Raw genomic sequence first — 23,470 nt, 5'->3', positions numbered from 1 at the left:
CGGGCGGCGCCCGTGACCCTCGCGATCCTGACGCCGTCGTACGCCCCCGACTTCGACAGCTTCTCCGCGCTGCATCGGTCGGTGCTCGAGTTCACCGATCCCGCTGTGCTCCACTACGTAGTCGTGCCCGACGAAGACGTCCCGCTCTTCGCTACCCTCCGGTCGAGCCGGATGGTGCTGGTGGGCTACCGCGCGCTGCTGCCCAGGACGTTCGTGTCGACCGCGTGGTTCGCTCACGCTGTCGCCCGCATCCCCCGGGTGCCCCGCGGTGCCCGCTTCATCGCCGTCAACACCCGTCGTCCGTGGCCGCCGCTGCGCGGCTGGCTGCTGCAGCAGATCGTGAAACTCAGCATGGCGATGCGGGCCGAGTGCGACACCGTTCTCGTCATCGACTCCGACGCGCAGCTCATCCGCCCGGTCGCCGAAGCGACATTCTCGTCGGGAGCAGCGGTGCGGTTCTACCGCAAGCCGGCCGCGATCACCGCGGAGATGACCGGGCATGTGGAGTGGCACGCGGCCGCGCGGCGCATGCTGGGCGTCGCACCCGACGGCCCGCCGCCCTACGCCGACCCGATCGGCAGCCTGATCTCCTGGGACCCGGACGTCGTGCGGCTGTGCACCGCGCGACTGGCGGGCGTCTCGGGCCGGGCGTGGGAGACAGCGGTCTCCCGCGAGTGGGAGTTCTCGGAGTACGTGCTCTACGGCGAGTACCTCGCCGAGTTCGGCACCGAGCGCCAGCTCTCGTTCGTCGCGGATCGCACACTGTGCCACAGCCACTGGGACCCGCGCCCCCTCGACCTCGAGAGGGCCGCAGAATTCGTCGAGTCGATCCACCCCGACGACATCGCCGTGCACGTCCAGTCGAACTCGCACACCCCGCCGGAGGTCCTCCGATTCATCCGATCTGCGGTGCAGTGAACCGGCCCGCCACTACCCCCCGAATGAGGGTGTTCTCATATCCCATTCATTCGTATCGACGCGGTGTTAGCGTGGTCGGCGATTGCACTCAGGTGCGCCGATTTCGAACGGAGCGGATTCCGATGCCACACGTCCCCGAACATAGTCTCCACCGCAAAAACCCGCCGCGCAGACCCCTTGCGAAATGGGCGATGGGCGTGATCTCCGCGAGCGCCGTCGTGACGCTCTCGCTGGTCAGCTTTATGCACGCCCCGCAGGCCGCGATCGCCGACGAGAGCGTCTTCGACGCGTCGCGCACGCCGGAAATGGTGACCGACCCCGACACCCAGGCGGTCGAGCTGGGCGTGCGGTTCACGACCGACGCCGACATCACCGTCACCGGCATGAAGTTCTTCAAGGGCCCCGACAACACGGGCGAGCACGTCGGCACTCTGTGGAACTCGTCGCGAACGGCGCTGTCCAAGGTGACGTTCTCGAACGAGACGCGATCCGGATGGCAGACCGCCACGTTCGCGGAGCCGGTCGCCGTCGCTGCGGGCGAGACCCTGGTGGCCTCGTACCTCGCGCCCAACGGACGGTACTCTGCCGACTCGAGCGGATTCGACCGCGCCGTCTCCGACGGAACAGTGACGTTCCCCGAGGGCGCCGGCGTCTACACCTACCGCCCCGGCGGATTCCCGTCGAAGAACTTCGAGAACTCGAACTACTACGTCGACATCCTCTACACGGCGGCGGCCGTTCCGCCGGCCGAGCCCACCCAGCCACCGGCCGAGCCGACCACGCCCCCGGTCGAGCCCACGACACCGCCGGTAGACCCGACGACTCCCCCGGTCCCCCCGGTGGTCCCTCCGGTCGACACACCGCTTCCGCCGGTGGTCCCCCCGGCCGGCGGCGACGGCACACTCGACCTTCCCCGTGATCCCTGGTGGGGAGGCCCGGCCTACTACGCGAAGTTCTCGAAGGCCAACGCGGCAGGCTGGGACGAGCCCGGGTTCTTCCCGATCTCCGTCTTCTTCGGCAAGCCCGAGCACGCCAAGACCCTCGCCGGCCTCGGAGTGAACACCTACATGGGCGCCGAGCACGACGGCTCGAAGGTAAGCACCATCACCGGCCAGGGCATCTCGCTGCTCGCGCAGCCCGAGTGGAGCCCGAGCGAAGTCGGCAACGACCCGCTCGTCGTCGGATGGCACGTCTCCGACGAGTGCGAGATGGGACTGGGCGGATGCAACGACGGTGACGACGAGTACGGACGACTCGCCACCCAGAAGCAGTTCGTCGACGAGGCCCGCTCGCACAACGACGGCCGCTTCGTGCAGGCGAACTTCGGCAACGGAGTGCTCGGCAACTACTGGGCGCCCAACACCATGGACGACCACGTCGGACTGCTCGACGTGACCAGCGTCGACAAGTACGCCTACTCGAGCCCGCACGTGCAGTCCATCCTGCCCGGCTCGCCCGCATGGCCGAAGGGCAAGAAGACCGCGGGTGCGAGCAGCTACGGCTGGCTGCAGGACCGGATGGAGTCGTTCGCGGCGCCGGCAGCGTCGAAGCCGAACTGGGTGTTCGTCGAGACGGCCATGCCGTACCTCACAGAGGGCGGCGCCAAGGCGATCACCGGCGACCAGCTCGAGGGCGCGGTCTGGAACGGCATCATCCACGGTGCCGCCGGAATCGCCTACTTCCAGCACAACAACAGCGGCTGTGGCAACTACTCGCTGATCGACTGCGGGGCCGCTCTGCAGAACAAGGTCAAGGCCGTCGACGCGAAGGTCGCCTCGCTCGCACCGGTCATCAACACCCAGTCGTACGTCTGGAACTTCGGACCGCAGCTGGAGACCATGCTCAAGACCCAGGGCGGTTCGGCGTACATCTTCGCCATGACCGACGGCGGCACCGGAACCCGCTCGTTCACCCTTCCCGCAGGGGTGACCGGAAACGTCGAGGTGGTCGGCGAGGGCCGCACCATCGCGGTGTCGAACGGATCGTTCAGCGACTCGTTCGCGAGCGAGTCGACGCACCACGTCTACCGGATCGCGCTCGGCTGATCGAATAGCACGATCGCGTTCCAAGCGGTCGCGCACGGGAAACCGTGCGCGACCGCTTTCGTGTTTTCGGGGGGCGCATAGCACCCTCGTTCTGCCCCCAGTTCGAGGGGCGTGGCAAAACTCCCAGAGCTGTACCCTGTAGAAACCATTTGGAGGAATCTGCACCCGATCGGAGGATCTGCTGATGGCTCGCGGCTCCCTCGTACCCGAAACGGCGGCGCACGCGGCGACGACCGTCGCGCGTGCCACCGGACACCGGGCGCAGGTCGACGTCACCTCGGACGGCGCCGCGCTGGCCGCGCTGGGCCGCACTCCTCTGTTGCTGCGGGTGACCGCGTTCTCGATGTTCGTCTTCCCCTCGAGCATGGTGATCAAGGACATCGGCGCCGCAGGCACGGTGCCCATGATCCTGTCGTGCCTGCTGTTCGTCTTCTGGCTTGCGTCGTGGATCTGGCGTCTCCACGACCCCGTGCGCGTCAGGCATCCCGGCCGCATGGCTGGCGTGTTCTTCGTGCTCGGGATCATCGTCTCCTACACGGCCCTCTACGGCGGTTGGACGGGTGACGCCACGGTCACCGGCCTGGCCGCCGCCGACCGCTGGCTCATCCTCGCGTTCGCCAGCCTCGGGCTCATCCTCGTCGCCGCCGAGTCGGTGAAGACGATGGCCGACGCCATGCAGCTGCTGCGATGGCTGCTCGCGGGCGCGTTCTTCTGCGGCGTCGTCGGCCTGATCCAGTTCACCCTGCGCGTGAACCCGATGGAGTGGGTGCAGCTCGCCATGCCCGGCTTCACCTACAACGGCGGAGACACCCCGTTCCAGGCCAGAGGCAATCTGGTGCGGGTGGCGGGCAGCACCTTCCATTCCATCGAGTTCGGTGTCGTCAGCGCGATGCTGCTGCCGCTGTCTATCTGGCGGGCCCTGTACGACCAGCGCGGTCAGCGCTGGTTTCACTGGCTGCAGACGGCGCTGCTCGTCTTCGCGGTCGCCGCGACGGTGTCGCGGTCGGGCACCCTCGCATCCGTCGTCGCCATCGCGGTGCTGCTCCCGTTCCTGCCCCGGATCGCCCGGCAGCGCACCATCGCGGCGCTGCCGTTCGTGATCATCGCGCTCTTCGTCGCCGTGCCGGGGTTCGTCGGCACCATCACCGACGCCCTCGGCGCCGACACGTCCGACCCGTCGATCGCCACGCGGGTGAACAACTATCCGCGGGTGGCGCGCATGATCGACGCGAAACCGTGGTTCGGCGTCGGACCGGGCAACTACACGGTGCAGAACGCGCAGGAGATCCTCGACAACCAGTACCTCAACACCATCGTGAGCATGGGGATCGTCGGACTGATCTGCGTCTTCATCTACCTCGTGCTTCCCGGTGTCGCGGCGCTGCACTCGGCCCGTCACGCCGCGTTCCCGGCGCTTCGCTGCCTCGCGGGGGCATCCGCCGCCGGACTCGCCGTCGCGGCCGTCTGCTCGGTGACCTTCGACTCCCTGTCGTTCCCCACCTTCGCCCTCAGCTACCCGCTGCTCGTCGGGCTCTCCGGGGCCATCTGGATCATGGTGAAGAACGAGGGCAGCTCCCCGGCTCCGGCCACGACAACACCGCAAACTACCCGAATGGATTGACGGCATGGACCCCCTCGCAGTGATTCGAACGATCTGGCGGATGAAGTGGTTCGCCTTTCCCGCGATCATCCTGACCGTCGCCGCCGCGGTGGCCGTGTACTTCTACGGGCCGAGAACCTACGAGTCGAGCATCTCTTACGCACTCGTGAACCCGAAGGTCCCCACGGAGGCCGAGCTCGAGCTCGATCCCACACTCGTCGACCTCAACGCCGACAACCCCTACCTCCGGTCGTCCGATCCCAATCTGGTCGCCAACGTCGTGATCACGCGCCTCAACGCTCCCGGAACGCAGGAGGAGTTGGAGCGACAGGGACTGGGCACCGAGTTCCTGGCCACCCCCGGCGCGGGCGGCGGGGGGCTCATCGTATCGATCACCGCCTCGGGAGAGACCGAGGCCCAGTCGCTCGCGACCATCCGCGAGCTGGGCACGCTGTTCGAGGAGAGCCTGCACAGTGTGCAGACGATCAACGGGGCCGACGAGCGCTTCCTGTTCACCCCGATCGTCGTGGCCGAGCCCGACCGCGCCACCGAGAAGCTCTCGAGCCGTGTGCGCACGGTGATCATGGTGTCTCTCGGCGGGGTGATCCTGATCTTCGGCGCGATCTCGCTGGGCACCTGGGTCGAATCGTCGAGAAAGGCGCACCGCGCCCGCAAGGCCGAGGTGAAGGCCGACGCCGACGCGAAGGCCGACGCCGACGCGAAGGCCGACGTCGACGCGAAGGCCGCGTCAGAGGCCGAGGCGAAACCCGACGCCGGCGCGACGGCCGAGACGAAGCCCGACGCCGGCGCGACGGCCGAGACGAAGCCCGCGGCCGCGCGCGGCAACGACGCCGGCGCCGCCGGCGCCGCCGCCGACTCCGCCGACGACGACTCCGCCGATCTCAGGCGCGGTCGAGCGTCTGCGACTCGATGAACGCGGCCACACTCTGCGCGGCGTCGGCCCAGCTGGCGCCGACGACCGAGCGCGAGAGCCTGGCGGGAGCCGTGGACAGGTCGTACGAGTCGTAGGCCGCCTGCATCGCCGCGGAGAGTGCTCCCGGCGTGGCATCCGCCCACACCACTTCGGGGTTGTCCAGCACGACGCGGTTGTGGCGCGCGTCGTTGACGACCGGGACCGTTCCGCTGGCCAGCAGCTCCCACGGGATCAGCGACACATTGGTGAACGAGAGGCTGAGGCCCACCCGGCAGCGGTTATACAGGTCGTCGAGCTGGTCGGGGCGCAGCCGTCCGTGATTCACCGCGGCGAACGGGACCTGCGGCACCGGGTCACCGAAGAGGTGGATCGGCACGTCGGGGCGGACGCGCGCGAACCGTTCGAGGGCGAGCATGCCCGTCGCGTGGCCCCGTCGGGCCACGCCCGGCTTGGTGTAGAAGACGACGCCGTCGCGGGCGGGCGCGCCGTCACCGGATGCGACGGAGTAGACGTCGAGGTCGGCTCCGAACTCGAAATGGCTGCTGTGCATGCCGAACCGGTCGGCGAGCTCCTCGGCGAGCCACGCTCCCGCTGTGATGCCGGTGAATCCGAAGCGGTAGGTGTCTTCGGCGAGCGCGTACAGCGACCCGTGGGCGTAGAAGTACGGCTCGTAGTCCTGCACGAAGTACATCCGGCGACCGGACAGGTGCGGACGGGATGCGAGCACGTGCGCGCTCTGCCACGAGGTCGCCACCCACACGTCGGCGTCCGTCGCCCCGCCGCTGCCGGAGATCGCCGCCACGTCGTGCACTGACGCGGCGACGGCGGGCCAGTTCTCGCGGACCACCCGCTCGTGCCTCGCGAGGTCGCCGTGCGAGGTGTCGTAGAGGTAGAGACGGTTGTCGTGTCCCGCGCGCTCGAGCCCCTCGATCATGCGGAACATCGTGGTGTGCCCGCCCGAGCCGGCACCGGGCGGGGTGGTGATCCAGCCGATCCTCAACGGCCGGCCCGAGACCCGCACGGGTTCGGCGAACGGCGCGAGCTGGGTCGAGTCGGCGACGTCCGAGGCGAGCAGCGGCAGTTCCTCGGCTTCCGCACCGAGCACGCGGTGACCGACCCTGCGCGCGCGCCGTCGAGCCCCCTCCAGCCCCTCCGCCCTGAGCACCCGGATGATCTGCCGCGCTCGCGAGCGCGCGTTATCGAGCATGGTTGTCTCCGATCGTCGTCGCCGCCACTGCGAGGTCCCCCGAGAGCACGAGCGGCCGGCCCTCTGCCGTCGCCCGGATCGCCTGCGCGTGCCGCCTGATGCACAGCTCGTCGTCGAAGCGGGCGAGGGAGTCGGCCGCGATGGCCGCACGGGAGTCGAGCGGCATCGTGCCGCGGGCGAGGGCGGTCATCGCGTCGACCAGCTCGGCGCGGTTGGCCTGCTCGCGGAACCGGGCAGCACTGATGGCCGCCCAGTCGACGGCCAGCGGGTCGCCGAGCGGGTTGGCGATCAGGGCGCCCTTCGCGGGGCCGCCGGTGAGCTGCTCCCTGGCTCCGCCGACGTCGCTCACCACGACGGGCACCCCCGAGGCGAGCGCCTCCATCGACGAGAGCGACCAGCCCTCGAAGAACGAGTCGAGCGCGAAGGCGTCGGCGGCCGCGAGCAGCGCCGCGACCTGCGGGGTGTTCTGGCGCAGGTGCAGGCGGTCGCCGTGCGGCAGCCGCTGCTTCAGTGCCACCACCTGGCCCGTGTACGACCTGTCGTCGGAGCGGCCGCAGATGAGCAGGTGCGCGTCGGGTGCCGCCGCAGCGACCTCGTCGAACGCGCTCGCCAGCGCGTAGCCGTTCTTCTGCAGCGAGTGCCTGGCCAGCGACACGAAGAGGAACTCGTCGGTGAGGCCGAGTGCGGCCCGCGCCCGGGCGCGGTCGACCGACTGCACCCGGTGCGAGTCGACCCCGTTCGGGATCGTCAGGATGCGCGCCGGGTCGAGCTCGCGGTCGAGGGCGAGGTACTGCAGCCGCACCATCTCGCTCACGCTGATCAGACCGGAGACGAGGCTTCTCCTGCGCACCACGTCGGCGGGCGCCGCCCCGAAGAGGTTGTGCATGCCGTGCAGCGTCTCGACCGCCGGGATGCCGAGTTCGGCCGCCGCCTCGAGTGGCCAGTCGGCAGAACCGTGGATGCTGAGCACGTCGGGCCGCCAGGCTCTCATCCAGTCGGATCCGGCCGCGCGCTTCGGGTCGACCACCTCGATGCCCTCGTCGGCGAGCGCGCGACCGATGCCGCCGATGCCCTTCGCCGGGTCATCCGACGCCACCATGACCGCGGTGAGTATCCCGTGCCGGCGCAGCCGCCGCGCGAGAAACGCCACGAACTCGTCCATGCCGGAGGCGTCGACCGACTCGGTGACCAGGAGGCAGCGCAACCGGGACGCGCCCCCGGCCGAGCCGGTCGCCGTGGGCGCCACGACGGGGGCCGCGGCTTTCACGGCGGGCCACTCGAGTGCGGGTGCGGCGGCCGAGGAGATCAGCGGTGCCGTCCAGCCGTCGACGACCGCCTCGCTCTCGAGGTCGCGGCCGAGCAGCACCCGCGCGCGCTGCCGGAGCGGGGCGGGGATCCACGCGAGACGGCGCTGCAACGAGAGCAGGATGCGCTGCCGCGCTGCGCCGCTCACGGTGTCACCGCCACGGCGGGAGCGCGTCGGCGGAGCCTGCGGCCGACGAGTCCGACGAGTTCGCGGAACGGCGCCGGCTGCACCAGCCGCACGACACCGAGGTGCAGCGCCACGATCACGAGTCCGACGACGAGCAGCACGACGAGAGCCGGCAGCTCGGCGAGCAGCGCCATCGCGGCGATCCCCGCGGCTGCGGAGACCACGCCGGCGATCGAGACCAGCGCGAACGGTCTCGCGACCGTCCACGGCGTGGAGTCGACGAGTCGCGAGACGATCACCCAGCGCACGACCGTGGCGACGAACGCGACGACGACGAACCCGACGGAGATGCCGACGAGGCCGTAGCGGGAGGCGAAGGCCGTCGTCGCGACGGTGATCACGTCGATGCCGATCGCGTAGACGAGCCAGCGCCCCGGCTTGCCGGCGCCGTAGAAGAGCCCGTTGTCGAGCATGGCGCCGAGGGTCATGATGCCGGCGACGGCGAGCGCCTGGGCGGGCACGATGCTCGCCCCCCACTGGTCGCCGAACAGCAGCGGGACGATGAGCGGCGCGCCGACCGCGACGAACACCATCACCGGCATCACCACGACATACGACAGCGCGAGCGCGCGGAGGTAGCCGGCGCGCAGCCGGTCGACCGTCTCCCTGATCTGCGAGAAAACGACGGTCGAGACCGGCAGGATCGCGGCGGCGGAGAGGTCGTGCGTCGCCTGGATGAGACGCTGCGCGATGTTGAGAAAACCGAGAGCGGTGACGCCGAGCGTCGAGACCACGATCGCCGTCTCGGCCCAGAGGCGGGCGAGGGCGACGAGCTCGACGCCGACGACGTTCGTGCCGAACCGGAACATCGTCGCGAACTGCACACGGTCGAAGACGAACGACGGATGCCACCGGGCCGACACCCACGCGAAGACCAGCACGACGGCCTGATTGACCAGCAGTTGCAGCACGAGCGCCCAGACGCCCCAGCCCGTCAGCGCGACGGCGATCGCCGTGACCTGGCCGATCGCCCCGGCCGCGAAGGACTGCAGGGCGAGCGCGCGGAAGGCGAGCCTGCGGCGAAGCAGCGCCACGGGAATCGAGGCGAGCGAGACGAGGAGCACGGCGGGCGACAGGCCCATGAGAACGGGGGCGACCTCGGGCAGCGAGAAGGCCGACCCGAGGGTCGGCGCGAGCACGACGAGTCCTCCGGCCAGCAGCACGCCCGCCGACATCGAGTACCAGAACGCCGTGCTCAGCACCCGCTGCGAGGCATCGGCCACCTGCACGACGTACGTCGAGAAGCCGAGGTCGGAGAGCAGGTAGATGAGGGGGATCACCGTCATCGCGATGGCGACCACGCCGAAGTCGTCCGGGCCGAGCAGGCGGGCGAGAATCGCCACGGTGACGAGGCCGCCGATGCGCACCACCCACTTCTGCAGCACGGTCCAGACCACGCCGGCTGCCGCGCGATCGCCGAGCCCCTGCGGCCCGCGCCCCGCGGCCGTCACCGTCGGCTCAGTCACGAGCGCCCGCCCCGTTCACAAGCGCGCCACCAGCTGCTCGACGACCCGGGCCTGCGCGCCCTCGTCGAGGCCGGGGTAGATCGGCAGGGACATGATCCTGCCCGCCTGCCGTTCGGCCACCGGGAAGGCCCCGGCGCCCGGGGAGTCCTCGGCGAAGGCTGGGAGGAGGTGCACGGGGGCGGGGTAGTGGATGCCTGCTCCGATTCCTGCGGCGTTCAGTCCGTCGAGCACCCGGTCGCGGTCGTCGAGCTCGACGACGTACTGGTGGAAGACGTGGTCGACTCCCGGCGTCGTGGTGGGTGCCGTCACCCTGTCGACGTCGGCGAGCGCCTCGGTGTAGCGCGCGGCGATGGCGCGACGCTCGTCGTTCCAGCCGTCGAGTCGGGCCAGCTTCGCGTTCAACACGACGGCCTGCAGGGAGTCGAGCCGCGAGTTGGTGCCGATCTCTGTGTGCTCGTACTTGCGCAGTCCGCCGTGGTTGCGCAGGGCGCGCACCCGGTCGGCGATGGCCGCCGAGCCGGTCATGACCGCGCCGGCGTCGCCGAACGCGCCGAGGTTCTTACCCGGGTAGAAACTCGTCGCCGCGACGTCGCCGAGCGCGCCGGCCCAACGGTCGCCCGAGCGTGCGCCCTGGCTCTGCGCCGCGTCTTCGACGATCACTACGTCGTCGCCGACGATGCCGCGGATGCGCTCCACCGGGGCGACCTGGCCGTAGAGGTGCACGGCGATGACGGCCCTCGTCGCGTTCGAGACCGCGGCGCCCAGCGCGTCGACGTCGAGCAGGTAGTCGGGGCCGCAGTCGACGAACCGGATCACGCCGCCGACCAGGGCGACCGCCTCCGCCGTGGCGACGAAGGTGTTCGTGGGAAGCACGACCTCGTCGCCCCGGCCGATGCCGGCGGCGCGCAGCGCGAGCACGAGCGCGTCGGTGCCGTTGCCGACGCCGACGACGTGGTCGACGTGCAGGTAGGCGGCGTACTGCCGCTCGAATGCGGCGACGTCGCTGCCGAGGATGAACTCGTTGGCGTCGATGACCCGGGCGAACCCCTCGGCTACCTCGTCGGCCACCTGCCGGTTCTGGTATCCGAGGTCGAGCATGGGAACGCCGGTGGTCAGCGTCGCGTCGGAGCGGGCCGTGGTGGTCATCGTCGTTCCTCCTGCGCGGCGGAGGCCGCGATGATCGTGGTTGCGGATCGGTGTGCGGGGGTGGGTGCGAGGTGCTTCGCCACGTTGCCGATGCCGAGGACGTTCCGGCCCTTCCACCGCACCCGGTCGACCTGGCTGTACGCGAACTCGAGCGCTCGCTGTGCGCGTGAGGGGCTGAGCCCGGCGTCGGCCCGGCGGACCCGCCGGTCTACGGCGCGTGCGGCGCCGGTGGCGCGGATGCCGGGGACGATCTCAACGGCGAACTCGACCAGGGGCCGCACCGACTCCGAGTCGGCGCCGCGGTCGAGCCGTCGTCGCGCGTCGAGCAGAGCCTCGCGCGCGAGTGCCATCCGCGCGCGGCGGTGCTCGCGCGGGCCGTCGAGGGGCGCGGGCAGGTCACGGCCCGCGATGGCCGCGAAGGCCAGCTCGCGCTGGCGCAGGTCTTCGGCCGTGGCGTCGAAATGCTCGAGGTGCATGTTCGCGCCGTGCACGCGGTAGTAGGCCTGCGCGCGGCCGTTGACCCGGCCGACGTCCCAGCGGGCGGCGGTGCGCAGCCAGTACTCGAGGTCGCCGGAGTGCGGGAGGGCGGCGTTATACGGGCCGACCTCCCGCATCGCCGCCGTGCGCATGACGGCCTCCGGCGAGAGGATGCGGTTTCGCCCCCGGCGCGTGAGCGTGGCGAACCACTCGTGCCCGCCCCACACGCTCCAGGTCTCGCGGCCCCAGCGGTATTCGCCGGTGGGTGTGTCGTCGCCGACGAAGTCGATGACCGGTCCGTAGACGACGCCGACCCCGGGGTGCGCGGTCATCAGCCGGGTCGCCCGGCCGAGCGCGCCGGGCGCGACGAGGTCGTCGGCGGAGACCAGGGTCACGAACTCGGTCTCGACGAGGCCGAACCCGTCGTTGTAGGTGGCGATGTGCCCCTTGTTCTTCTCGTGCGCCAGCAGGGTCACCCGGTCGTCTTCGGCGGCGATCGCACGGGCCACGTCGGCGGAGTCGTCGGGCGACGCGTCGTCGACGATGATCACCCTGGCGTGCACGTCGTGCTGCTCGAGAACGCTGTCGACGATGCGACGCAGGTAGTGCCCGTAGCGATAGCAGGGAACGACGACGGTGATGCTCGCGGGCGGCGCCTCCCGCGGCAGCGAGAGCCTCACCGTTGGCCCCGGGGCCGGTTCACGAGACCACCAGCGGACGGGTGCGAATCGCTCGAGCGGGCACTCCGGCCCACGTCTCGTTGTCGGGGACGTCGGCGATCACCGCGGCGCACATGCCGACGACCGCCTTCCTGCCCACCCGCACTCCGGGCAGCACCGCGGCGTTCATGCCGAGGTAGGCGCCGCGCGCGACGTGCACGCCCCCGCCGAGGGACACCCCGGCGGTCAACGTCACGTAGTCCTCGACGATGTCGTCGTGGGTGACGGTGACTCCGGGCATCATGACGACGTGCTCGCCCAGCTCGGCCGCGGCGGTGATGCTCACGTTGGCGAGCAGGATGCTGCCCGCGCCGATGCGGCATGCGCCGGGATTGCGCACACTGGGGTCGACGACGGTGGCGAAGCGGATGCCGCGGACCCCCGTCTCGGCGAGCCAGTAGACGATGCGTTCGCGAGCGGTGCCCGAGCCGACGCAGACGAGCACCTCGGCGCCGGGAAACTGGTTGAGGTCGGCGATGCGACCGCGCACCGGCACGCCGTCGAAGCTGGGCGGCATTCGCGCGGCGTCGTCGTCGAGCACCCCGACGGGGCGGTGCGAGCCGGTCTCGCGCACCACGGCGAGCGCCTCCCTTGCGAGTCCGCTCGCCCCGATCACGATGAGGTCGGTCATTCCGACGCCCCCGTCACGGGCATCGCGGCTCCACGCGCGGGAAGGCCGGCCGCCCCGCGGATGGAGTCGACGACCCGGTCGAGCTCGGCGTCGGTCAGCTGGTGGAACACCGGCAGGATGATCGTGTGGTCGGTGAGCTGCTCGGTCACCGGCAGCGGCGCGAGCCCGGTGTCGCGGTTCGCGTAGGCGGGCTGGCGGTGCGACGCCATGATGCCGCGCCTGGCCGAGATCTCGTCTTTCGCCAGGTGCGCGAGAAGCCCCTCCCTGCCGAGCGGGAAGTCGGGCAGCACCTCGATCCAGAACGACTGGAAGTTGCTGGTTCCCCACGCGGGGTCGCCGAGCAGCCTGAGGCCCGTGATGCCGCTGAGCGCCGCCGTGTACGCCGCGACGATCTCGCGCCTGCGCTCGACGATCTCGGGCAGCCGGCCGAGCTGCACGAGGCCGACGGCCGCCTGCATGTCGGTCATGCGGTAGTTGAAGCCGACCTCGGTGTACTCCTCGGGAGGGGCGAGCACGGATGCGTGACGCAGGTTCGCAGACACGCTCATCGAATGCTCCCGCAGCCTCCTGGCGCGGTCGGCCCAGTCGGGGTCGGAGGTCGTGAGCATTCCGCCCTCCCCGGTGGTGAGGAGTTTGCGGGGATGGAACGACCACGCCGTGAGCTGGGCGCCGGCGCCGACGGGGCGACCGCGGTACGTGGAGCCCGCGCCGCACGCCGCATCCTCGATCACGATGATGCCCCACGGGTCGAGCGCCTCGCGGATCGGGGCGAGGTCGACGGGCACCCCGCCCTGATCCACGACGATCACGGCCCGCGTCTCCGGCGTGAGCGCGGCGAGAAGGGTCGTCGCCGTCACGTTGCCGGTGAGCGGGTCGACGTCGGCGAAGACGGGCCGCGCGCCCACGTAGGTGGGGGCGTTGGCGGTCGCCACGAACGAGAACGACGGCACGACGACGTCGTGGCCCGGCCCGATGCCGGCGACGACGAGGGCGAGGTGCAGGGCGGTGGTGCAGTTCGAGGTGGCGACCGCGTGCTTCGCCTGCATTGCCTCGGCGAACCGTTGTTCGAACTCGGCAACCCGGGGACCCTGCGCGACCCAGCCCGACTCGATGACGCCCGCCAGAGCATCAGCCTCCTCCTGGCCGAACCAGGGCTTCATGACGTTGATGCGGTTCATGCGAGCACCCCCGCCGCGCGCCCGCCCGAGATCTGTTCGCGCAGCGGCCGCCACCACTCGACCAGTTCGCGCAGCCCGGCCTCCAGCTCGGTCGTCGCGGTGAAGCCGAGGTCGCGCGTCGCCGCCGTCGTGTCGGCGAGGCGACGGGCGACGCCGTTGACCGCCCGTTCCGGACCGTGCTCGACCGAGAGGTCGGAGTCCATGGCGCGCAACAGCGCCTCGGCGAGCTGCAGCAGGCTCGTCTCGGTGCCGCTGGCGACGTTGTAGACGCCCTCTCGCACGTCGCTCTCGGCGGCGAGCAGGTTGGCGCGGGCGATGTCGGAGGTGAAGACGAAGTCCATCGTCTGCTGCCCGTCGCCGAAGATGAGCGGCGGCTTGCCGTCGGCGATGCGCTCCATCCAGCGCACGAGCACCTCGGTGTACAGGCCGTGCACGTCCATGCGGGGCCCGTAGACGTTGAAGTAGCGCAGCACCACGTAGTCGAGATCGTTCATGGCCTTGAAGCTGCGGATCATGCCCTCGTTGAACGACTTCGCGGCGCCGTAGAACGTGTCGTTGTTGTGATGGTGGTGGCGCTCCCCGGTGGGGAACTGCTCGGCGAGTCCGTAGACCGACGCGCTCGACGCGGTCACGATCTTGTCGACACCGTGCTCGGCGGCCGCCTCGAATACATTGAACGTGCCGTCGACGAGCACCTCGAGCGCGAGGCGCGGGTCTTCGGCGCACTGGGTGATGCGGATCGCCGCCTGGTGGAACACCAGGTCCTTGCCTCGGGTGAGCTCGTGCACGAGCGACCGGTCGCGAATGTCGCCGTCGACGAGGGTCGCCCGACCGGTGGCCAGGGCGCCCGACAGGTTGTCGACACGGCCGCGCACCAGGTTGTCGAGCACGTCGACGTGGGCGGCGCCCGCGTCGAGCAGTTGGTCGACGAGGGTCGAGCCGATGGTTCCGGCGCCGCCGGTCACGAGCACTCGGGCTCCGTTCAGGGCGGTCACAGTGCGGCCCCGGCGAAGGCCTCTGCCGCGGCATCCGCGAGCTCCGACTCCGCGCCGGCGTCGCTCTCCACCGACTCCATGGCGCCGCCGCTCCCGAGGCTGCGGCTCGCCGCCTCGAGCACCGAGAGCACCCTGAGCCCGGCGAGGCCGTCGGTGCGGGCGGCCCTCCCGTCGCGGATGCTCGCGGCGAATTCGGTGGCCATCGCCCCGAGGGCCTCGTGCTCGGGCAGCGCCGGCGACCAGGTGTCGCCGAGCCGGTAGGAGATGGTGGAGGCCGCGCGGTCGCCGCCGTCGATCGACTGCTGGTCGAGGTCGACGCCGCGGTCGTACACGCTGAGCCGCTGCTGCGGGTTGAGGTCGTCCCAGACGAGCGTGCGCTTGGTGCCGCCGATGACCATGCTGCGGATCTTCGTGGGGCTGAGCCAGTTCACGTGCACGTGGGCGATCGCGCCGTTCTGGAGCGGCACGGTGAGGTAGCCGATGCACGACTTGCCCGCGCGCAGCGGGTCGGCGCCCTGGGCGGCGACAGCGGTGGGGCGCAGGCCGCCGGGCAGGATGAAGTCGATGATCGAAAGGTCGTGCGGGGCGAGGTCCCAGAAGACGTCGACGTCGGGCTGCACGAGCCCGAGGTTGATGCGCACCGAGTCGATGAACAGCACCTCGCCGAGCGCGCCCTCCGCCACGAGTTCGCGGATCTTCAGTACCGCCGGCGTGTAGCAGTATGTGTGGTCGGCCATCAGCACGAGCCCGCGCTCCTCGGCCTCGCGCACCATCTCGAAGGCGTGCTCGCGGCTGTCGGCGAGCGGCTTCTCGACCACGACGTGCTTGCCCGCGCGCAGGGCGGCGAGCACCACCTTGTGGTGGGTGCGGGCCGGTGTGGCCACGGCGATGGCGTCGACGTCGTCGCGCTCGAGCAGCTCGTCGAGGTCGGTGTGCACGTCGACGTGCCCCACTTTCTCGGCGAGCGAGGCGGCGCGCGACCCGTCGAGGTCGCAGATGGCCTGGAGCTTCCAGTCGGGGCTCGAGCTGAAGTTACGGGCGAGGTTCGGGCCCCAGTAGCCCGCCCCCACTACAGCGACGGTGAGTGGTGTCGTCATTGGATCCTCTTTCTCATTTCGGGTGAGAGTCAGAAGTGTTGCGAGAAGTGACTAGGGATTCGGTACGAAATTGACGTCGACGAAGTAGTTCGAACTGCCGAACGTGTCCGTCGGAAAACCTCCGCTCGCCGAGTAGTAGTAGAGACCGTTGACGGATGCGGCCGCGGTCAGCGGACCCGTCGTCTTCGCCGTCGAGAAGTAGTTCGGCGTGAAGGAGTAGTTGCCCTGCGGTGCGAAGTACGACACCACGTAGGTCTGGCCGGCGACCAGTGCGACCGGAGCCGCCAGGGGTGCGGTCTGCCAGCCGGCATCCGTCTCGCTCGTGAAGTTCACGGCCGCCAGCGGCTCGCCCGCCGCCGTCCACAGGTGGCCGACGTGGGCGCCGCCGTTGCCCGGCCCCTTGTAGAAGGTGATCGCCGTCACGCTGCCCGCGACGGAAGGGGTGAACGATACGCCGAGCTCTACCGGGAGCGACTCTCCCACCGACGGGGTGGCGGGGGTGTCGGCGGCGAACATGCCGGCGTGGGTCGCGGCGGTTGGGCCGGCCGGCGGGGGCGTCGGAGTCGGTGTGGGGGTCGGCGTCGGCGTGGGGCTCGGCGTCGGCGTGGGGCTCGGTGTCGGGGCCGGCGGCTCCGTGGTGCCGGTGGTGCCCGTGCCGCCGGTCGTCGTTGTGACCGCGAAGACGACGTCGACGAAGTAGTTCGTCGCGCCCCAGCTGTCGGTGGGGAGCCCTCCGGTGGCGGAGTAGACGAATCGTCCGTTGCCCGACGCCGGCGCCGTGAGCGGACCGCTCGTCTTCGGCGACGAGAAGTAGCCCGACGTGTAGGCGTAGTGCCCCTGCGGCGCTAAGTACGACACCGTGTAGGTCTGGCCGGCGGTGAGCGGCACGGCGTTCGACAGTTGCGCCGTCTGCCATCCCGTGGCCGTCTCGTTGATGAACGTCACGGTCGCGAGCAGCTGATTGGTCGGTGACCACAGGTGTCCGACGTGGGTGCCGCCGTTGCCCGCTCCCTTGTAGAACTTGATCGCGGTGACCGACCCCGCGACCGACGGGGTGAATCTGACGCCGAGCTCGACCGGGGCCGACTCGCCGGGGATCGCCGCGACCGCCGGCGTCTCCGAGCCGAACAGGCTCGACAGGGTGATGGTCGTGGTCGACTCGTTCACGGTGGTGAACGACCAGGTGGTCGACGCCAGCGCGACCCCCTGGGTGGAGACGACGCCGGAGAGCGACATGGTGACCACTGCGCCGTTGGGGAGGGCCGCTGTCGGGGTGAAGACGATGGACTTGCCGTCGCTTCCGGTTGTAGCGGAGCCCGCGATCGGGGTTCCGCCGCTCGCAGCGGTGAACGTGTACCCCGGCGCGACGGCCGACGAGAGCTGCGCGATGACCGGGGTCGAGCGGGAGACCCCGGTCGCCCCGTTGCCCGGCGTGGTCGCGGTGAGCGTCATCGGATCGGGCGAGCGCTGGAACACCACGTCGACGAGGTAGCTCGTCGTGGTGGTCGTCGTCGGGAAGGTCGTGCCGTAGTTGTAGACGCCGGCGGCCTGCGGCATGCTGAGCGGCCCGCGCACCACGGCGCTGTTGAATCCGCCGACGGTCGCCGAGTAGTTTCCGACCGGTGCCCGGTAGGTGACCACGTAGGTCGTGCCGGCGGTCACGGCCAGCGGAGTCGACAGGTTTGCCGTCTGCCAGCCCGCCGACGACTCGGCTCCGAACGAGGCGGTCGCCAGGGACTGCCCGGTCGACGACCACAGCGTGCCGACGTGAGGGCCGGTGTTCGCGGCGCCCTTGTAGAACTTCACCGCGGTGATGGTGCCATTGGCCGTCGGCGTGAATCGCATGCCCAGCGTGACGGCCTTCGAGTCGCCCACCTGCAGTTCGCCGGGGACCGTGCCGTCGTTGTACACGCTGCACGGGCAGACGCCTTCGGGTGTCGGCGGGATCGCGGTCGTGAAGCTCCAGGTGCCGCCCGCGGTCAGCGCCCCGCCGCCGCTCGCCGGGGTCGCGGTGAGCGTGACGGTGTACGTCGTGGCGGGTTGCAGCGGGCTCGTCGGCTGGAACACGAGCGTTCTCGTCGTCGAGTTGTAGGAGGTGCTGCCCGCCACGGCGGTGCCCCCGGCCGTCGCGACAGAGACGACGGCGGTCGACGACACGATGGGCTTCGACATAACCGCCGAGATGCTCGTCGTGGTCGGCACGCTGGTCGAGCCGGCGAGCGGCCGCGCATCGCTGGCCGTGAGGGGTGTGTTGTCTGCGGTCTCGAAGATGGCGTCGACGTAGTAGTTGGTGCGCGCGAAGGCCTCCGACGGGAAGGTGCCGACCGCGGCGAACCGGCCCGCGGGCTGGGCGGCGAAACCGCCGGCGACCGTGAGCGGTCCGGCGTTGTCGGGCCGGCTGATCCAGTGGTACTGCGATGCGGCGTAGTGCCCGTTGGGCGCGCTGTACGAGACCACGTACTTCGTACCGGCCGTCACGGCTACCGCCGACGCGAAGTTGACGGACTGCCAGCCGGAGGCCGACTCCGCCCCGAAGTTCGCCGTCGCGATGCGCACACCGTCGGCCGTCCACAGCGACCCGGCGTGCGCTCCGGTGTTGGCCGCGCTCTTGAAGAACCGCACTCCCGAGATGTAGCCGTCGATGGTCGGCGTGAACTCGAGCCCCAGCTCGACCGCCGACCCGTCGCCGGAGTCGGCCCGCGCCGGGGTCTCCAGACCGAAGATGCTGAACGGGCCGGCGACGGTGAAGGAGACGGATTTCGGCGAGGCCGTGTAGTTGCCGCTGTCGTCGACGGCCCGCACGAGCACGGGGGTCGAGCCGCGTCCGTGCTGCACGTAGCTGTACTGCCAGGAGGTGGTGCCGGTCGCGGGGTGCCAGGTGGCGCCGTTGTCGGTGGAGACGTTGACCCCGGCGACGACGCCCGCGTCGGACGCCGTGCCGGTGAGGGTGACGACAGTGCCGTTGGGCACCGTGGCCCCGGCCGCCGGTGAGGTCACCGTGACGGCCGGCCCGGTGATGTCGGAGCTCTTCACCGCCGCGACGAGGTTCGACGCCCGGGTCAGGGGCTGTGCGCCCATGTCGGCCAGCAGGTTCACCTGAGCCTGCTGCATCCGCACGTCGGCCGGCGCACCGTTTCCGTCGTGGGTCTGATCGAGGCCCCACGACCACTGGATGCTGCCCGCGCTGAAGACGAGCGCCCCGCTCGCGGCGCGGTAGAGGGTCAGATTGTGCGTGGTCGTTCCGGGCAGGACTTCTTTCCCGTAGTCCTGCAGCCGTTGCGGCGTGGGCCCAACCGTGGTCGACAACCGCACGAGCCCCGAGGGTCGGAAGCCGTTGTCGAGGTCTTCGTTCGACTCGTAGCCCACGGTGTGCGGGGCCAGAGCCTGGTTGGCTGCGGTCATGCTCGACAGGCCGGTGTTGCGCCACAGCCGCAGCTTGCCCTGCGCCTTCGTGACGGTCACCGGAAGGTCGTCGTGATTGGCCATGAACGCGGTGCCGGTGAGGGCGTTCTCGGGCTTGCCTCCGCCGTTGCTCGGCGAGGCGAACCGAGGGTCACGCCAGGTGCCGGTCCACTGAGGGCTGCTGGTGTCGAGCTTCTTGGCGGCCCACGTCTCCTTGTACGAGACGAGCGTGCGGTACGGCGTGTTGTTCTGGTCGATGGATGGCTCGTAGCGGGTGCGCCAGTACGCCTCGTTGCCCGAGAGGAACTGCAGGTTGACCCCGGCGTCGCGGGCCGCCTCGACGTTCGCGCGCTGACCCGCCGACCAGTACTCGTCGTGGCCGACCGAGAGGAAGACCTTGTGATTGGTGAGCAACGAGCCGTAGCGGTCGGTGTCGACACCGCTCTGGTAGGTCACGTCGTAGCCGTTCTTCTCGAGGAAGCGCACCATCGGATACTCGGAGCCGAAGTAGAAGTCGCGGCCGTCGAAATCGCCGCGGGTGGCCACCGGACGGTTGTAGCTGATCTTGTAGGCGCGACCGAACGCCGGCCCCTGATAGAAGTCGGAGCCTCCGTAGGTGTTGTACGCCTGCCAGGTCGGGTCGGAGGTCTGGAAGACGATGTCGGAGTGGCTCGACTGGTCGCGCACGATGAAGGTGATGTGGCTCTTGCCGCCGGTGTCGCCGCGGGTGAGCAGAGCCACGTAGACGCCAGAGACGGCGGTGGCCGGCACGTCCCACGAGGCGGAGACCGACCAGGTGCCGCAGTCGTAGTTCGCGGTCTGCGAGTCGGGCACGCACTGGGGCTGACCGTTGACCGGGATGGGCAACGGCGTGACGTCGTCGATCCAGCGTGCGCCGTCTTCTCCGTAGTAGCCGGTGCGGTAGATATCGATCGTGTACGAGGCTGCCTCGGTGTCGATCTTGAAGTCGACGCGCGAGCCGACGTTGACGCTGATGTCTGTGGAGAAGCCCTGCAGCCCGGGGTCACCGGCGCCCTCGATGTCCCAGATGGCGGGGTCGGTGCCCTGTTTGCTGTTCTCACAGACGATCGGGTTCGAAGTCGCACCGCACTCGCCGGCCGCGTTCGCGACCGCGCCGGGTACGAGAAGTGTGCCTATGAGGGCGAGGGTTGCTAGGACCGCAGTGACTATTCGGGTTTTTTCGTCACGGCGCTTACTCAAAAAATGCGTCATGGTGCCTCCGGGTAACGACGACATAGTGGCACAGGGCGAGGGGGCGAATAGACCCCCAAATGGGGCACACAGAACAGCCAATATGATTCGAGATCCACCCCCGAACGCGGGCCAGACATCGAGGTTCCCTCGAGGCCCGGCGTGCACGCTCGTGCGCCGTTCAGGGTTGGCTTCTAGGCTGGAGAGATGGCTACCGTAAACCTGACATCAGACGACTTCGAAACCACTGTCCTCGAGCCCGGCATCGTGCTCGTCGACTTCTGGGCCGAGTGGTGCGGGCCCTGCAAGCAGTTCGGCCCGATCTTCGAGGAGGCCAGTGGGGCGAACCCCGACATCACCTTCGCCAAGGTCGACACCGAAGACCAGCAGGCCCTCGCCGGTGCCGCGGGCATCACGTCGATCCCCACGCTGATGGCGTTCCGCGACGGCGTGCTCGTCTTCTCGCAGCCCGGCGCGCTGCCGGCTCCGGCACTCACCCAGGTGATCGACGCCGTGCGCGGACTCGACATGGACGACGTGCATGCGCAGATCGCGGCTCAGCGCGAGGCGACACCCGCCGAGTAGCACGCTCGGCCCTGAGCCTGTCGAAGGGCGCCGCACGACGGACCATTCGACAGGCTCGGCGACCGTCAGTTCGCGGCCACCACCGCGAGCAGCGCCTCGCCGTACTTGGCGAGCTTGTTCTCTCCCACGCCGCTGATGCCGCCGAGCTCGGCGAGCGAGTCGGGGCGGGAGATGGCGATGCCGCGCAGGGTCGCGTCGCCGAAGATGATGTAGGCGGGAACCTCCTGCTCCTTCGCCTCGGCCGACCGCCAGGCCCGCAGCGCCTCGAACAGGTCGACCGCCGCCACGGGCAGGTCGGCGGCGACCTTCGACTTCTTCGCCGCCCGGCCCGCGCCGCGTTCCGGTTCTTTGCGCAACTTCACCGGGCGCGACCCGTCGAGCACGGAGGCGCTCGCCTCGGTGACGGCGAACGTGCCGTATTCGCCCTGAACCGCGAGCAGTCCCTGCGCGAGCATCTGGCGTACGACGCCGCGCCACTCCTGCTCGCTCAGGTCGGATCCGATACCGAAGGTCCTCAGCTGGTTGTGGCCGTACTGCGTCATGCGCGGCGTGGTCTTGCCGACGAGGATGTCGATGATGTGGCCGGCGCCGAAACGCTGCTGCTTCTCGCGCCACAGCCGCACCACGGTGGAAAGCAGCTTCTGCGCGGGGATGGTGCCGTCGACGCCCTCGGGCGGTGTCAGGCACGTGTCGCAGTTCATGCAGGGGGCGGAGGTCTCTCCGAAATAGGCGAGCAGCTGCATCCGCCGGCATTCGATCGTCTCGCACAGGGCGAGCATCGCGTCGAGGTTGGCGCCGAGGCGGCGGCGGAAGGCGTCGTCGCCCTCTGACTGCTGGATCATGCGCCGCTGCTGCACGACGTCTTGTAGGCCGTAGGCGAGCCAGGCCGTCGACGGCAGACCGTCGCGGCCGGCGCGACCGGTCTCCTGGTAGTAGCCCTCGACGCTCTTCGGCAGGTCGAGGTGGGCGACGAAGCGCACGTCGGGCTTGTCGATTCCCATGCCGAAGGCGATCGTCGCGACCATGACGACGCCGTCTTCGCGCAGGAAGCGCGACTGGTTGGCGGCACGGATGCGCGAGTCGAGACCCGCGTGGTACGGGAGCGCGGTGACGCCGTTCTCGACGAGGAAGTCTGCGGTCTTCTCGACCGACGCCCGCGACAGGCAGTAGACGATGCCCGCGTCGCCCGCGTGCTCGCTGCGGATGAGCGACAGCAGCTGCTGCATCGGCTGGTTCTTGGCTTCGATGCGGTACTGGATGTTCGGACGGTCGAAGCTCGATACGAAATGCCGCGCCTCACCGAGCTGGAGCTTGCTGGCGATCTCCTTGTGCGTCACCTCGGTCGCGGTGGCGGTGAGGGCGATGCGCGGCACCGAGGGCCAGCGCTCGTGCAGCATCGACAGCTGCAGGTAGTCGGGGCGGAAGTCGTGGCCCCACTGCGACACACAGTGCGCCTCGTCGATGGCGAAGAGGGCGATGGTTCCGCGGTCGAGCAGCTCGGCCGTGGACGAGACACGGAGACGTTCGGGCGCGAGGTAGAGCAGGTCGAGCTCGCCGTCGAGGTAGGCACGCTCGACGCGGCTGCGTTCGCCCGCGTCCTGCGTCGAGTTGAGGAAGCCGGCGCGAACACCGACGGCCGTCAGGGCGTCGACCTGGTCTTGCATCAGCGCGATGAGCGGCGAGATGACGACGCCGGTGCCCTCGCGTACGAGAGCGGGGATCTGGTAGCACAGCGACTTGCCGCCGCCGGTGGGCATGAGCACGAGCGCGTCGCCGCCGCCGATGACGGTGTCGATGATCGCGGCCTGCTCTCCGCGGAACGAGTCGTAGCCGAACACCTTCTCGAGCGCCTCGAGCGCGGTGGGCACCACAGACGGGGTGGCGCGGGGCGGTCGGACGGCGGTCGTCGAACGCCCGGCCCCTGAGCCCGTCGAAGGGCCTGAGCCTGTCGAAGGGCCTGAGCCCGTCGAAGGGCCTGAGCCGGCGGAGCTGCCCGGGTCGAAGCCGCCCCGGTCGGGGAACGGCGCCTCGTCGTCGAACGGGGGTTCCGCGAAGGGGTCGAAGGGGGGTTCTTCTTCGGGGTCCCAGGGGATCTCAGCGTTCCAACTCACCCGCCGAGTTTACCCAGAGCCGCCGACTCCGGTGGCGCGAGTGCACAACGCGAGACGTCGGCCGCCTTGTGCCCGCACAACCCCCACAACTGGGGTGTGCTACGGGTTGTAGCGATTAAAGGCGGGGCGATAAAATCGTGTCGGAGCGGCACCCGAAGCGCCATCAGTCGCTCCCAATGAGAGCCGTCACGCGGCCGTGTCGAACTGTTCACCCGCCAGTTCGTCACGGCCGCGCACTCGTTGATCGCTTTCGTC

At 70.0% G+C, this 23,470-nt stretch carries 16 protein-coding genes; 5 read left to right on the top strand and 11 right to left on the bottom strand.

The genetic code is table 11. The features are described 5' to 3' along the window. Positions 1-12 precede the first annotated feature (12 nt). The 4 genes from ABIE21_RS17540 (at position 13) to ABIE21_RS17525 (ending at position 5,497) form a co-directional block, all read left to right on the top strand. Positions 13-918: a DUF6492 family protein gene (locus ABIE21_RS17540; RefSeq protein ID WP_354026141.1), complete on the top strand. Its 906-nt coding sequence runs from the start codon at positions 13-15 to the stop codon at positions 916-918. A gap of 191 nt (positions 919-1,109) precedes the next feature. After that, complete coding sequence (locus ABIE21_RS17535; protein WP_354026140.1) at positions 1,110-2,963, top strand: DUF4082 domain-containing protein; 1,854 nt, start codon at positions 1,110-1,112, stop codon at positions 2,961-2,963. Between the two features lie 184 nt (positions 2,964-3,147). Next, entirely contained in the window at positions 3,148-4,584 is a 1,437-nt protein-coding gene (locus tag ABIE21_RS17530) for an O-antigen ligase family protein (protein ID WP_354026139.1), read from the top strand. A 4-nt stretch (positions 4,585-4,588) separates the two neighbouring features. Beyond that, positions 4,589-5,497, top strand: coding sequence for a chain-length determining protein (locus ABIE21_RS17525; protein WP_354026138.1), 909 nt, complete (start codon positions 4,589-4,591; stop codon positions 5,495-5,497). On the opposite strand, the gene ABIE21_RS17520 is transcribed toward ABIE21_RS17525, so the two are convergent. From ABIE21_RS17520 to ABIE21_RS17475, 10 genes are read right to left on the bottom strand one after another with little or no spacing between them, the layout of a single operon-like run. After that, on the bottom strand, positions 5,466-6,704 hold the full coding sequence (locus ABIE21_RS17520; protein WP_354026137.1) for a rhamnosyltransferase WsaF family glycosyltransferase: 1,239 nt from the start codon (positions 6,702-6,704) through the stop codon (positions 5,466-5,468). The two genes, ABIE21_RS17525 and ABIE21_RS17520, sit on opposite strands and share 32 nt — an antisense overlap. Continuing rightward, complete coding sequence (locus tag ABIE21_RS17515; RefSeq protein WP_354026136.1) at positions 6,694-8,157, bottom strand: glycosyltransferase family 4 protein; 1,464 nt, start codon at positions 8,155-8,157, stop codon at positions 6,694-6,696. The genes ABIE21_RS17520 and ABIE21_RS17515 overlap by 11 nt, the downstream gene beginning before the upstream one ends. After that, a complete protein-coding gene (locus tag ABIE21_RS17510) occupies positions 8,154-9,662 on the bottom strand; it encodes a lipopolysaccharide biosynthesis protein (protein ID WP_354026135.1) in 1,509 nt (502 codons plus the stop codon). The genes ABIE21_RS17515 and ABIE21_RS17510 overlap by 4 nt, the downstream gene beginning before the upstream one ends. A gap of 15 nt (positions 9,663-9,677) precedes the next feature. After that, a complete protein-coding gene (locus ABIE21_RS17505) occupies positions 9,678-10,808 on the bottom strand; it encodes a DegT/DnrJ/EryC1/StrS family aminotransferase (RefSeq protein ID WP_354026134.1) in 1,131 nt (376 codons plus the stop codon). Continuing rightward, a complete protein-coding gene (locus tag ABIE21_RS17500; RefSeq protein ID WP_354026133.1) occupies positions 10,805-11,965 on the bottom strand; it encodes a glycosyltransferase family 2 protein in 1,161 nt (386 codons plus the stop codon). Before ABIE21_RS17500 ends, ABIE21_RS17505 begins: the two co-directional genes overlap by 4 nt. Before the next feature lie 19 nt (positions 11,966-11,984). After that, positions 11,985-12,635: a NeuD/PglB/VioB family sugar acetyltransferase gene (locus tag ABIE21_RS17495; RefSeq protein WP_354026132.1), complete on the bottom strand. Its 651-nt coding sequence runs from the start codon at positions 12,633-12,635 to the stop codon at positions 11,985-11,987. Further along, positions 12,632-13,813, bottom strand: a complete 1,182-nt coding sequence (locus tag ABIE21_RS17490) for a DegT/DnrJ/EryC1/StrS family aminotransferase (protein WP_354026131.1) — start codon at positions 13,811-13,813, stop codon at positions 12,632-12,634. Before ABIE21_RS17490 ends, ABIE21_RS17495 begins: the two co-directional genes overlap by 4 nt. Next, on the bottom strand, positions 13,810-14,808 hold the full coding sequence (locus tag ABIE21_RS17485) for an NAD-dependent epimerase/dehydratase family protein (RefSeq protein WP_354026130.1): 999 nt from the start codon (positions 14,806-14,808) through the stop codon (positions 13,810-13,812). Before ABIE21_RS17485 ends, ABIE21_RS17490 begins: the two co-directional genes overlap by 4 nt. Continuing rightward, entirely contained in the window at positions 14,805-15,905 is a 1,101-nt protein-coding gene (locus ABIE21_RS17480) for a Gfo/Idh/MocA family protein (RefSeq protein WP_354026129.1), read from the bottom strand. Before ABIE21_RS17480 ends, ABIE21_RS17485 begins: the two co-directional genes overlap by 4 nt. 51 nt (positions 15,906-15,956) lie before the next feature. Beyond that, on the bottom strand, positions 15,957-20,528 hold the full coding sequence (locus ABIE21_RS17475; RefSeq protein WP_354026128.1) for a DUF4082 domain-containing protein: 4,572 nt from the start codon (positions 20,526-20,528) through the stop codon (positions 15,957-15,959). 198 nt (positions 20,529-20,726) lie between these two features. Here ABIE21_RS17475 and trxA point away from each other — a divergent pair, with 198 nt between their 5' ends. Further along, the gene (gene trxA, locus ABIE21_RS17470; protein WP_354026127.1) at positions 20,727-21,104 is read left to right on the top strand and encodes a thioredoxin; all 378 of its coding nucleotides are present in this window, start codon (positions 20,727-20,729) and stop codon (positions 21,102-21,104) included. Between the two features lie 65 nt (positions 21,105-21,169). On the opposite strand, the gene recQ is transcribed toward trxA, so the two are convergent. Next, the gene (gene recQ, locus ABIE21_RS17465) at positions 21,170-23,215 is read right to left on the bottom strand and encodes a DNA helicase RecQ (RefSeq protein WP_436232360.1); all 2,046 of its coding nucleotides are present in this window, start codon (positions 23,213-23,215) and stop codon (positions 21,170-21,172) included. Positions 23,216-23,470: the final 255 nt, after the last annotated feature.

Source organism: Conyzicola nivalis, assembly GCF_040548875.1.
GTDB classification, from domain to species: Bacteria; Actinomycetota; Actinomycetes; order Actinomycetales; family Microbacteriaceae; genus Conyzicola; species Conyzicola nivalis_A.
This window is presented reverse-complemented; position numbering and strand designations above follow the sequence as displayed.

Bases quoted from the DNA above. Each gene is read 5' to 3' on its own strand.
- ABIE21_RS17535 (WP_354026140.1), top strand. From the start codon at position 1,110: ATGGGCGTGATCTCCGCGAGCGCCGTCGTGACGCTCTCGCTGGTCAGC.
- ABIE21_RS17530 (WP_354026139.1), top strand. From the start codon at position 3,148: ATGGCTCGCGGCTCCCTCGTACCCGAAACGGCGGCGCACGCGGCGACG.
- ABIE21_RS17525 (WP_354026138.1), top strand. From the start codon at position 4,589: ATGGACCCCCTCGCAGTGATTCGAACGATCTGGCGGATGAAGTGGTTC.
- ABIE21_RS17520 (WP_354026137.1), bottom strand. From the start codon at position 6,704: ATGCTCGATAACGCGCGCTCGCGAGCGCGGCAGATCATCCGGGTGCTC.
- ABIE21_RS17505 (WP_354026134.1), bottom strand. From the start codon at position 10,808: ATGACCACCACGGCCCGCTCCGACGCGACGCTGACCACCGGCGTTCCC.
- ABIE21_RS17495 (WP_354026132.1), bottom strand. From the start codon at position 12,635: ATGACCGACCTCATCGTGATCGGGGCGAGCGGACTCGCAAGGGAGGCG.
- ABIE21_RS17490 (WP_354026131.1), bottom strand. From the start codon at position 13,813: ATGAACCGCATCAACGTCATGAAGCCCTGGTTCGGCCAGGAGGAGGCT.
- ABIE21_RS17480 (WP_354026129.1), bottom strand. From the start codon at position 15,905: ATGACGACACCACTCACCGTCGCTGTAGTGGGGGCGGGCTACTGGGGC.
- trxA (WP_354026127.1), top strand. From the start codon at position 20,727: ATGGCTACCGTAAACCTGACATCAGACGACTTCGAAACCACTGTCCTC.